Here is a 12,576-nt window from a genome sequence, read left to right as displayed (position 1 = left end):
TCACGATTTATTTTGGCAACAATTTTTTATCTGCTCATCTATTTACCTACAACTAATTCCCTTGTTCTCATGATTTTGGGGACATCATATTGTCTGATTAATTCTCGGTATATCGCCACTGTTTCTTCATTTACTCGCTCTACTTTGAAACGCTCTAAATTCTGTTGAGCGCGAAATTTCCACTTGTTTATTAGTTCAGGATTGCTGAGTAATTGCACCAAAGTACTAGCTAAGGTTTGGCTATCTTTAGGTGGTACTAATAAACCAGCTTGACGATGATCCAAAGTCTCAGGAATACCATCTACATCGCTGGCTACAATTGCACAACCGGCTTCTCTTGCCTCTGTCAGCACTAACCCAAAGGATTCACAATGTGAAGCAAGCACAAAGATATCTGTTGCTAACATATAGCCTTGCGGTTCTGGTTGAAAACCTTCAAAATGGATGCGATTAGCAAAAGCTGTACTTTGTGCCATAGCCTCAAATATAGACCGATCTGGACCTTCTCCTACTAAATATAAATGTGCTTGGGGAAAATCTTTCCCAATAATGCTGAATGCCTCAATTAATTCACTAATCCCTTTCCGAGTATACATCCCAGCTACAGTAGTAATAGTTGGATGATGTAGTGGTAGCGGTTGGTAGTCTTGAATTTTCTTATGTCGAGGACTACTTAATGTACCATTAGCAACCACGCGTAATTTTTTAGCTGAGATACCACGTCGGATCATTGAATCAGCTACTGCATGACTAACTGCAATTACCCGATCTGCTAATCCCATTAAAACTGCACTACGTTGAAATTCATTATGTACGGTAGAAACTAAACTATATTTACCACTATTTCTCAGAATTCCTGCCAATACAACTCCTGTCATCATATGGGCATGAACAATATCTGGTTGAAATTCTTTGATAATTTCTCGATAACGCCAAGATGCTTTAATCATGTTTAATGGCGTTCTTGATTGATCTAGTTGAAAGTGGCTAACACCATGTTCGGTTAATAATTCTTCATATTCTCCGCCACATGAGGCGACAGCTACATGAAAACCTTTTTTTGCTTGTAAACAGGCTAAGTCTACAGCTACATTGACAATGCCGTTACCAATTTTTTGTACATGATTGGTGATATGAAGGATTCGCATTTATAAATTATCTCCACGGTCATTATTTGGCTCAAATATAACGATGCTTACCGGTAGAGATTTCACCTTGATTTAATCAAATTTTAGATAAATGCTCAAACACTAAAAATCTGCCTTAAAGAATATTTCTTCTGAATTTAAAAATCGCTGAATAAAGCCACGAGGCAACATTTCAAGTTGAGAATGATATGCCGCAATGGCTCTAGTTTTTTTATCTTGCACTGATGTAATTGATAGTCGATAAGCAAAGGCAATATCCTGTAAGTTTAAGAGGATAAATAATGGCGCTCTCCAGAATACCCAAATGGGATATTCTAGTAATTCTACTGTAATTCCTGATTGGGAAATTGCTTCTTTAACTAGTTCATAAGTAACTTCATGATCTCTGTGACAATCTTTATGATGAGGTACATAAACTTCTCCTGGTTGATAACGCTGAAGCAATTCACAAATCCGGAAAATTAGCTGTTGTTTTTCTTCTATTTTTAAATCTTTCAAAGTTCCATCTTCCTTATCTAAAAAGTGAATTTCTGAAGGCTTCACTCCCAAAATATTTAATGCCGTCAGTGATTCCTGTTTGCGAATATTGATAATTTGATTTTGAATATGTGGATCTAAGCCATGAGAACCTCTTCCATCTGTTAGAAAAGTTACAACTACTGGTATACCCTGTTCCCTCTTTCTGGCAATCATTCCGCCACATCCTAATGTTTCATCATCTTGATGGGGAGAAAAAACCATTGCGGCTTTTTGGTTAAATATTAGTGGTTGACTTCCCCAATTCAAAATCCACCGGGAGAGTAAACTGGCATGAATATATTGGATTTGATTTATTAAGTTCTTGGGAATTATCTTTTCTAATTTGATGAGGCTGTTTTTATGATTCATTTTTTCTGCTCCAGTGGTATATAGAAATATAATGCTTATTTAATTGCTGAAAATATAATACTTGTAGGACTTAGATATATCAGAATCTAGTTGTTCTGACAAGACTTAAAAAATATCTTTTAATTCAGCAACCGATAATTATTTTTATCATAATTAACTACAACTAATCCTATTTATTTTTTGTGTGAACTTACAGTGAAAATATAAAGAGAAAATCAGACTTGAGAAAGATGTTAGGTGATCAATAAATTAATAAAAGACACGGAGATTTTTTTGGCATTAAATATCTCAATTAAAAAACTTTTTATGGGTATATCAACAGATATATTTAAATAGATAAAGTTAGAATTACGACTATTAAATTTCATAGGTTGTGTAGTTTGCCGTAGGCATAATCCAACATCTTCAGGACTGTGTTGGGTTTCGCTGTCGCTCTATCCAACCTAAAATTATCCTTAACTTAACAGTATTAAGATATACTTATGCAAAAAAAATGTCTAAGAGGTTGTTTGAAAAGTATTAGATGAAACCAATAATTTCCAAGAACCTAACTCCCCTGCTTCCCTACCCGGCGTTGCTGAATAATGGGATGATTGAGGCTGACGCGGGGACGCGGGGACACTCCAGACGCGGTGATTATATATTGATGCAGATTCTCAAATCATTCCGCAATTATGCAACGCCCCCTACCCCTCCCTGACCCTCCCCTACAAGGGGAGCGGAACAACTTTTGTTAGCTGGAATGGGGGTTTCAAAGCCTCTCCCCGATGCGGGGTTTGGAGAGGGGTTTATTTATAGATTAAAAACTTTTAAAACATTTTCTAAAAGATGATATTTGATAATATCAATTCAGTCTCGACATCTGTGCTTCTAAATTACAAAAAAAGGGAACAGGGAACTCTTAACAGGGAACAGATAAGAAACTAAAGTTTAAGAGTTTAAAGCTCAGTCAAAAAAAGGATGTTTTTTGAGATACGTAGCACCAAAAAAACAGTGTCATTATTTCAATCTCATGTTTTTAAACATGAGTTTTTCCTGTTAAGAGTTGCTTCCTGTTCCCTCTGAATGCGAGATATTTCCATATATAGCAACAGATAGGGCAGTCAGGACACCAACCGATGATAAAACCTAGATACCAATGAAAAAACTAATATTTATCAAATTGGTAAATGATAAATAATCACCTTTCCTTTCCAATTTTCTTCCACAAACACTAGATATTCACCATTAGAACGGCGAAAAGCCCGGATACCATAGGGTATATCAATCCAACCACTTTCTCCACCAACTTCCGGTCCCGGACTAAATGTATGTACCATTTTGCCTGTATTGGCTTTGTAGACATACACCTGTGCGGTTTTCACTGTCACCGCAAATACATAATCTCCGGCTATACTCATAGCTGCGGTAGAAACTTCTCGCTTACCAGTGGTGTCATAAGGAACAACGGTTCGCCATTTAGGTCTGCGATTTCCTTGACTCCAATTATCAAAGCGGACAATTTCTGATCCCACCACTCCGGTATCATCACCAACTGCGGGATGTTCTGCGGTAAAGCCTGACAAGTACATAGTATCTGTTTGGGGAAAATATTCAATGCGCCGCAAATCCTTAAACAGGTTGGGAGTTTTTTCCCTTTTCATGGAACTATAGGTGTAGATGGGATTCCCTTTGCTATCTAAACCCTGTAAAGGATAATGGCGAATACCATCTTCAGTTCGCAAGGTTTTCCAAACGTCACCTTTGCTATCTACCCACCAACCACCTGTGTAGGGATAATCTTGGCTGCTGTCATACTCATTTTGCTCAAATGCACCATTACCATTACTATCCCGCCAAATCCATTCTCCTTTAGCTGGTTGATAGGGAGGCCAATTACCAGTAATGGATTTACCACTTTCATTAGTATTAACAAACAGTCCCGCAGGGATAGCAATTTTACCGTCTGTAGTTGGTTGAAAACGATAAATTTGTAGAAAGCTGCCATACATATCTGTGAGGAATAAAAACGGCTTCCCTTGGATACGTCGCATAAATGTACCATCTGGAGATGTATGCAAGCGTGGGTCTTGAGGATATTTGAAAGGATTAACTGTATAGGCTTTATAAGTCCACTGTTGACCAGCAGGTTTACTGTAATCCATCAAGTATTCTTCTTGCTTAGTGAAGACATTTACACCATCACTTTTGGGGTCAGTATCGGCATTATCTACAAATATTAAGCCTAGTAATTGCCATTGTTGTTTTCCAGATGAGGAAAATTTTCTTAAATCTGTACCTGATTTATTAAAACCATTGTTATTGATATAGATATTGCCTGTAGCATCTGTACCAACTCCTGTAATTCCATACAATTTTAAACTTTTAACTTCTCCAGGTATATCACCATAAATACCATTTTTATTGCCAAAAGTTCCTACTTGTACAGGCTGTTTTTTAATGTTGTAAATTAGGATTTGTTGACGGACTCCATTTTCTGCAACTAATAATCTACTTTGATTATCAGTAGCAATTGCTGTTGGTTCCACAACATCTACAATTTGTTCTGGTAGCTTTTTACCTGTCTGCGAATAATGGACGATTTTGCCAGTGGTGCTACCTTTTTGATTTTGAATAATCCACAAATTTTCTTGTGTATCAATAGCTATTTTACCCGGATTAGTAACAGGAAAGCTGCCTATTTCCTGCATTGTGTCAGTATTGAAAATACGAACTATGTTAGCAGCCTCATTGCTAACAAATAACTTATTATCTACAATTGCTAAACCAGTAACTTCGCTTTTATTACTGGTAATTAACATACTTTTATCCCAGCCTCTTCCTCCAGGAAAAGGTGCAGGTTTTCCAGCTAAATCATAGCGTCTGACGCAATACCAAGTTGTACCTTCGGGAGGATAATCTTCTTTTCGATTATTCATCCCACCTTGACTCATCGCAATGTAAATATATTTACTATTGACTATTACTGCTTTACCACCAAGACGATTCCAGCCGTGAGTGTCTTCAAGAGCAGCAATTACTTTACCATCTTTATATATTCCTGCTTCTATTCCTGCTTCATCCCAGAGACTGTTAGTATAAATCTCCCCATTTGCTGTTACATACATTGCCTCTATATTATTTTGTACCTGTAATTTTCCTTTACCAAAGGTATTACCAAGCCAAGAGGTTTTATAGGTAAGTGTGGCTGGAGTCTTATTACTTTTGGTCATAGCCAAGTCCATTGTCATTCCTAGGAATGTCACCATGAATCCACAGGTTAGACAGAGTAAAATTTTGAAAGCTTTTTTTGTTAACCAAGATCGTTTATGAATCAATTTATTGATGAAGGGATTAATTTTTTGGCGATTTTCATGGAAATGTGATAATAATCGATTTTTCATACAAATACTTTAAATGAGAATGGGGACTTTTAATACAAAAGTTGGCTAGTTACTATTAATATATTTGTGAATATTTACTTATCTCTCCATATCTAAAGAAAGTGATTTTTAACCTAATTTGTTTATATTGATCATGGGAACACATATATAAATTAACAAGTAAATAGTGTTTATCAGCTACTTTCATCAAAACTTTATCAATAAAATATGCTTTTTTTACATTACAATTATACTCACTCGTTTTTTACTTAGATGAATGTATTATCTGTACAAATAACAGCAAATTTTAATACATTAACAAATGAAAATAAGTTGTAGCTTATAAAAAATATGCGGCGGAAAAGCTTATCCATTAATCATTTTATCTAAACAAGAATTAAGTAATATATTTGTCTCTAGTAATAGTTCTGAGTTAATCAGAAAACATTGGGTAATTTATTAGTTGACAGGTAGCTAAAAATAGTTTATAAAAAAAGTGTCCTGTTTTAAATGTCTAAATACAGAATATATAAGGATATTATTATCTAATTCTTGACTAGAGTTTTTTAACATTTCTAGTAATTAACTTGTATCTAATTTAGCTGGACTTTTAAGCATTGTATAGAGAGTTACCTACTCTCAAAATTAGCAATACTAACTAATGGCTGAATAGAAAAAAGTGAACTTGAGCGTGTAACCACACCAAAGCAAACTTAATTCATCCGAGGAGATAAATAGGTGGAAGATAATCAAAAAAATTGTAAATCAGCATCATCTGCATCTATTTTAACATTGGGAACAGGTTGGTTTCCTAAAACCCCTGGAGGTTTGGAAAGGTATATTTATGAACTAACTCATAAATTAGCAGCACATAAAGACCAAGTAGAATTATGTGGTGTAGGTTTACCAATGGATGAAAAAGATACACCTATTAAGTTAACTAATTTAGCTTCCCCAGATAGTTCTATTTCGCAACGGTTTTGGTCAATTCGTAATAAATTTAAGAAAACAAGATTAGGTAAACCTGATGCAATAAATTTGCATTTCGCATTATATAGTTTTCCAATTTTAGATATTTTACCTAAGGGAGTACCAATTACTTTTAATTTTCATGGACCTTGGGCTTCCGAAAGTCAGGAGGAAGTAGTAAATAAGAAACTAAGTATTTGGCTAAAGCAGCAGTTGATAGAAAAAAATACTTATAATAGATGTGATCGTTTTATTGTTCTTAGTAAAGCTTTTGGTCACATTTTACATCAAAAATACCAAATTCCTTGGAACAAAATTCACATCATTCCTGGTGGAGTTGATATTAATCACTTTCAAGCAAATTTATCACGTCAAGATGCAAGAAAACAACTAGGTTGGCCCAGTAGTCAGCAAATATTATTCACTTCCCGTCGCTTAGTTAATCGCATGGGAATTGATAAATTACTAGAAGCTATAGCCATAATTAAACCCAATATTCCTGATATTTGGTTAGCTATAGCTGGCCGTGGTCATATCCAAGAATTACTTCAACAACAAGCTATAGAATTAGGACTAGAAAACAACGTTAAATTTTTAGGTTTTTTACCAGAGAAAGAGTTACCAATTGCTTACCAAGCGGCTGATTTAACTATTATGCCTAGTCAATCTTTTGAAGGGTTTGGATTAGCTATTCTTGAATCTTTAGCTTGTGGTACTCCTGTTATCTGTACTCCTGTGGGAGGTATGCCAGAAATTGTACAGGGATTTTCACCGGATTTAATTACTAATTCTACTACTGTTGAAAGCATTTCTGAAAAAATAGAACAAGCACTATTAGGTAAAATTTATTTACCTTCTCGAGAAGAATGTCGTGCTTACACAACTACAAATTACGACTGGACTAATATTGCTCAAAAGGTGCGGCAGGTGCTTTTGGCTTAAGTTGATAAATTTTAATAAAAACATTCACCACAGGTAAATACAGATGCAAAGATTTTGGAGATGACATGAAGATTCTTTTTTTAGATCAAAGTGGAAAACCAGGTGGTGCAGAATTATGTTTAATTGATATTGCTAAATCCTATCAAAAAAGCTCCTTGGTTGGTTTATTTGCAGATGGTGATTTTAGGAAGTTACTAGAAAAGAATCAAATTCCTGTTGAAGTTTTAGCGACTCAAGTTATTAATGTTCGTAAACAAAGCAGTTTGTTACAAGCTTTAGGTAGTGTGGGACAACTCACTCCTCTCATTTATAAGGTTGTTCAACGTGCCAGAGAATATGATTTAATTTACGCTAATACTCAAAAGGCTTTAGTTGTAGGTGCAATAGCGAGTTTTTTCGCTCGTCGTCCTTTGGTTTATCATTTACATGATATTCTTTCTGCAGAACACTTTAGCAAAACTAATCTGCGGGTTGCTGTTACTTTAGTTAATCGGTTCTCTTCATTGGTAATCGCTAATTCTGAAGCTAGTAAAACTGCATTTTTAGAAGCAGGAGGTAAACCCAATATTATTGAAGTAGTTTATAATGGTTTTGAATCGGATAATTATCAAACTTGTGAAACTGAGATTAAAAATTTAAAACAAGAATTAGGAATAGAAGATAAATTTGTGGTTGGACATTTTAGCCGTCTTTCTCCCTGGAAAGGACAGCATATTTTAATTAATGCACTTGTTGAATGTCCGGAAAATGTGATAGCAGTTCTTGTTGGTGATGCTTTATTTGGTGAACAAGATTATGTACAAGATTTACACCAAAAAGTTGCCGCACTAGGTTTAGAAAATCGGGTGAAGTTTTTAGGATTTCGCTCAGATATTCCCCAATTAATGGCAATGTGTGATGTAGTGGCACATACTTCCACTGCACCAGAACCTTTTGGAAGAGTGATTGTGGAAGGGATGCTGTGTGGTAAACCTGTGATTGCTGCTAAAGCCGGCGGTGCAATGGAATTGGTGGAAGATGGAATTAATGGTTTTTTAGTCACACCAGGAGAATCTCAAGAATTAGCACAAGTGATTAATACCTGCGTTCAGGAACCAGAGAAAATTGCAACTATCGCCAATTATGCTAGAACTAATGCTAGTGAACGTTTTGATGTGAAGATTATTAATCAGCAAATTCAAAAGTTACTGCAATCATTATTTTAATTGGCATCAGATAAAGGGTTCTAACCCTTATAGAGACGTTCCATGGAACGTCTCTACATTCTTTTCCACCAGATGTCTAATAGATTCATTGCAGATATACTTACTTCCAGGCGCGATCGTACTGAATCGGAACCGATACGGATTGGCGCAGTTGCTTGGCTGCCCGCCTTGCCCAGTAAGGATCACGCAACATCTCTCTACCGATTAACACTATGTCTGCTTGACCTGTACGAATGATATGATCCGCTTGTTCGGGTGCTGTAATCATGCCAACAGCACCAGTAGCAATTTTGGCTTCGCGGCGAATGCGATCGCTAAATGATGTTTGATAACCAGCACCAACGGGAATTTTTTCACCAGGGACAATTCCACCTGAGGAGCAATCAATTAAATCAACACCCAGTGATTTTAATTTACTGCAAAGAGCAATACTTTGTTCAATATCCCAGCCATTACTAACCCAATCAGTTGCAGAAATACGCACCCAAAGCGGAGTTTGATCCGGTAAAATATTTCTTACGGCTTGAACAACTTCACATAAAAACCGGATGCGATTTTCAAAACTACCACCGTATTCATCCGTCCGTTGATTGCTTAGTGGAGAGAGAAATTCATGCAATAGATAACCGTGAGCCGAGTGAATTTCAATCACGTCGAATCCTGCTTCTAGAGAACGTCGAGCAGCATTCACAAATGATTCGATCAGGTTTTGAATTTCTTCGATACTCAATGCTTTGGGAGTAGGACTTTCTGACTCAAATGGAATAGCACTGGGAGCGATCGCTCTCCATCCCCCTTCAGATTCCCAAAGCACTCCATCACCATCCCCAGGAGTGGCTGTACTAGCTTTTCGTCCTGCATGGGCAAGCTGAATTCCTGCCACAGATCCATGACGATGAAGCGACTCTACAATTCTTGCCAGCATTTCAATGTGGGCATCTTCCCAAATTCCCAAATCTTGCGGCGTGATTCTTCCTGGGGCTTCAACTGCCGCTGCTTCAGTAATTACAAGTCCTGCACCTCCCACGGCACGACTCACAAGGTGAATAAAATGCCAATCATTAGCGAACCCATTTTCGCTGGAATATTGACACATGGGAGAAACTGCAATGCGATTACTAAAGGTAACACTGCGTTGATTCAATGGTTCAAATAAATGTGGCATGGTTGAATGTCCTTCGCAGATACGTAAATGAGGATGAAGCTATTGTCTATTTAATCTACATGATTTGAACAGACAAGATGCCAGTACCACAAAAGTTTTACAGCGAATTGCAGGTTTATGAGGTACAAATGTTGGGGATTAATTAAATCAAGCGTAGTAGTAATTAAAATATCAACTATTTTCCCAGTGGTTGGAGAAAAATGACATAAACAAGTTTTTAGGACTTACGCATTGACGGAAAATACAAAATATGAATTATAAAAAAACCGATATGTCGTAGGGGTTTAGCAATGCTAAACCCTTACAGCACAGATATATTTACCATCAAAGTAATCATTAATCAAAGCCTAAAACGACCTATTTTCGTAGAAATCATACCATGATTAATTTGTACAGTGCGTAAGTCCTAGTTTTTATAAAGACTAAGTAATTGGACAAAAATATTTACAGTCATTGCGAGCGAAGCGAAGCAATCCCAGCCCTTGCGATTGCGTCATTCCACTGCGTTCCATTCGCAATGACATTGTGTAATTAATTCTGTCCTAGTACTTATAGGGGCGCATAGTTTGCACCCTCAAATATTGCATCCTTTTTAAGCTGCTTCGCGAAGTTGTGATGGGAGGTTGACTTCTGGAAATGGTAGTGAAAGTTGTTCTGCTGGTGATGCTGATGCTTGTTCTAATACTGTGACTTCAATATTTACACTTACTAAATAATTGCCTGTATCTGCACCTACGGCTTCGGAAATTAATTTAGCTATATCTGGACGTTTTGCAGTGAGAGGATCACGTAAAATACAACGATCCCATTCATGCTTGGCAGTTGGGTTGAGGCTGAGAATATAATGCTTCATCATAGGTATAGTCCTTTAAATCCATCTTCCATAAGTCTTTCCAGGTTTGAAGACTATTTTTATAGTATAGTACGAATATACTAGTTTGCCAAGATCGGAATTAAAAGTAATTTTTATATGCAAACATAATCATGTAGAGACGCTTTATATAACGCCTCTACAATACTCTTTCCTGGAGAGAAAAATAGTTAGGTGATTAAAACAACTTTGCAGTCTTTAGATTTCCGGTGCTGTAATTGAGGGTAATTCAGACTTACCATTATTCTGAGAGTTAAACAACTGAGTATTATTGACCCAAATTTCTTGTTGCGGAACGGAAATTGAAACCCCGGCTTTATCTAAAGCAATTTTTAAACGACGACGGTATTCTCGCGCTACATCCCATTGTTTAAGAGGCTGAGTTTTAATCCATACACGGATAATCAAACCGCGATCGCTAAAATTATCAATTCCCAAAATACTTGGTTTTTCCACAATTTGCCGCTTCCAGAAAGGTTCTTGATTCATTTCTAAAGCCACATTTGTGATTAACTTTAAAGCCTCATCAATGTTAGTTTGGTAAGAAACTGGAATAGTTAAATCAGCTCGTGACCAGCGACTAGAAAGATTAGCAACAATTTTCACTTCACTGTTAGGAATTGTAATCAAACGTCCTTCTGCATCCCGAACTTGAGTCATCCGCAGATTTAAATTTTCTACTAATCCTCCCACATCTCCGACATTAATTACATCACCAAGGGCATATTGGTCTTCGAGAATAATTAAAAAGCCGTTAATTGCATCTTTGATTAAGTTTTGAGAAGCGAGAGATACAGCTACACCTATTAAACCAGCACCCGCTAATAAGGGAACTATATCTATACCTAATGCAACCAACGCGAGTAAAATACCAACTCCGATCCAAATCAAGGTAGTAATACTTTTTGTCACTCCTGAAAATGTGGAAACTCGCAGTTGCATCCGTTCAGAAGTTTCTGAATTTAATAAAACACCACCACTAATTAATGTCGTGGTAAATTTGTCAATTAGGGCATAACTAAAACGAATAGTTACGTAAGTCCCTAAAACTACAACACCAACTTTTAAAGGAATTTGGGCAGCTGTAAGAATCCCTAATTGTAATGCTCTTGTGTAGGGAAATAAACCCAAAATAATGAAACTTCCACTTCCCCAAATACCTGTTTGTGTTAATTGAAATAGTCTTTTTTTGACTTCTACTAAATGCTGATGTTGCTGTTGATTTAGTTGGGTTGTAATTGGTTGTTCTATTTGGTCAATTGGGGGAATTGGCTCTAAATCATCTTTTTGAGAACGACGTTGATAACGATATATTAGTAAACTTGACAAAATCATTGCCAAAGAAATACCACCAGCAATTTTACTTTGGCTGATTAAAGATGAAGTTTGGCGTTCTTCCTTGGATTTTTCTAGCTCTTTCTGCAAATCTCCGACAATTTGATTAGCCAAATTTAAAGCATCTACATCACGTAATTTAGCATCCAGTGAATTAATAGTCATGAGATATTTATCATTGACATAAATTACTGGTAAAGCGTTGACTGTGCGAATCTGCACCTTCAGCTTTTGTGTAGATGATTGAAAGTAATCTTGGCTAATTTCCTGTAAATTAAGTTGGATATTTTGTACCCGTTGGGAAATATCGTTTTTTGATCCAGTTATCCGAAATAATGGACGGCCATCTAAATAAATCCATTCCGAAGCAGTTTGGTTTTCAGAATTATTACTCGCACTGCTAGGAGTTGGCAAATAAGGAAAAAGAGGAATCTGGGCTGTAGCTTTTGGTACAGAAACAACGGTAACAGCCATTGAAACTGCGATGGCCAAAAATTTAAAACGCACTCAAAAGCCTCCTTCAAGAAAATCTATTTTTGGCTACTCTATAGAGTAATTATCAACACAGGGTCTATATTATCTATACTTTGGTCAAATCTGCCTTAAATGACCGTTATTTCTATCTAAAGATAGATAAAATATGTTGATAGTCATGAGTAGCCTATTTGCTCATAATACTAATAACAGATAT

Annotated in this window: 8 protein-coding genes; 2 read left to right on the top strand and 6 right to left on the bottom strand. The window is 36.4% G+C overall.

Going from position 1 to position 12,576, the window contains the following annotated elements; all coding sequences use genetic code 11:
- Positions 1-38 precede the first annotated feature (38 nt).
- The 3 genes from ANA7108_RS0101750 to ANA7108_RS0101740 form a co-directional block, all read right to left on the bottom strand.
- The gene (locus ANA7108_RS0101750) at positions 39-1,148 is read right to left on the bottom strand and encodes a glycosyltransferase family 4 protein (protein ID WP_016949035.1); all 1,110 of its coding nucleotides are present in this window, start codon (positions 1,146-1,148) and stop codon (positions 39-41) included.
- Between the two features lie 102 nt (positions 1,149-1,250).
- Entirely contained in the window at positions 1,251-2,036 is a 786-nt protein-coding gene (locus ANA7108_RS0101745) for a PIG-L deacetylase family protein (RefSeq protein WP_016949034.1), read from the bottom strand.
- A gap of 1,157 nt (positions 2,037-3,193) precedes the next feature.
- Positions 3,194-5,419: a hypothetical protein gene (locus tag ANA7108_RS0101740; RefSeq protein WP_016949033.1), complete on the bottom strand. Its 2,226-nt coding sequence runs from the start codon at positions 5,417-5,419 to the stop codon at positions 3,194-3,196.
- A gap of 717 nt (positions 5,420-6,136) precedes the next feature.
- Between ANA7108_RS0101740 and ANA7108_RS0101735 the strand changes: the two genes are divergently transcribed.
- Together ANA7108_RS0101735 and ANA7108_RS0101730 are read left to right on the top strand one after the other, a co-directional pair.
- A complete protein-coding gene (locus tag ANA7108_RS0101735) occupies positions 6,137-7,309 on the top strand; it encodes a glycosyltransferase family 4 protein (RefSeq protein ID WP_016949032.1) in 1,173 nt (390 codons plus the stop codon).
- 65 nt (positions 7,310-7,374) lie between these two features.
- Positions 7,375-8,514, top strand: a complete 1,140-nt coding sequence (locus ANA7108_RS0101730; RefSeq protein WP_016949031.1) for a glycosyltransferase family 4 protein — start codon at positions 7,375-7,377, stop codon at positions 8,512-8,514.
- A gap of 100 nt (positions 8,515-8,614) precedes the next feature.
- Here ANA7108_RS0101730 and namA read toward each other — a convergent pair whose 3' ends face one another.
- The 3 genes from namA to ANA7108_RS0101715 form a co-directional block, all read right to left on the bottom strand.
- Positions 8,615-9,679, bottom strand: coding sequence for an NADPH dehydrogenase NamA (gene namA / locus ANA7108_RS0101725; RefSeq protein WP_016949030.1), 1,065 nt, complete (start codon positions 9,677-9,679; stop codon positions 8,615-8,617).
- Positions 9,680-10,271: 592 nt separating this feature from the next.
- The gene (locus ANA7108_RS0101720; protein ID WP_026103932.1) at positions 10,272-10,535 is read right to left on the bottom strand and encodes a hypothetical protein; all 264 of its coding nucleotides are present in this window, start codon (positions 10,533-10,535) and stop codon (positions 10,272-10,274) included.
- Between the two features lie 213 nt (positions 10,536-10,748).
- Positions 10,749-12,392 carry a mechanosensitive ion channel family protein gene (locus tag ANA7108_RS0101715; protein WP_026103931.1) on the bottom strand — a complete coding sequence of 548 codons (1,644 nt, stop codon included), beginning with the start codon at positions 12,390-12,392 and terminating at the stop codon, positions 10,749-10,751.
- Between the last annotated feature and the right edge of the window lie 184 nt (positions 12,393-12,576).

The organism is Anabaena sp. PCC 7108 (assembly GCF_000332135.1).
Classification (GTDB): Bacteria; Cyanobacteriota; Cyanobacteriia; order Cyanobacteriales; family Nostocaceae; genus Anabaena.
Note: the sequence above shows the minus strand (reverse complement) of the source record. Positions and strands in the feature narration are given on the sequence as shown.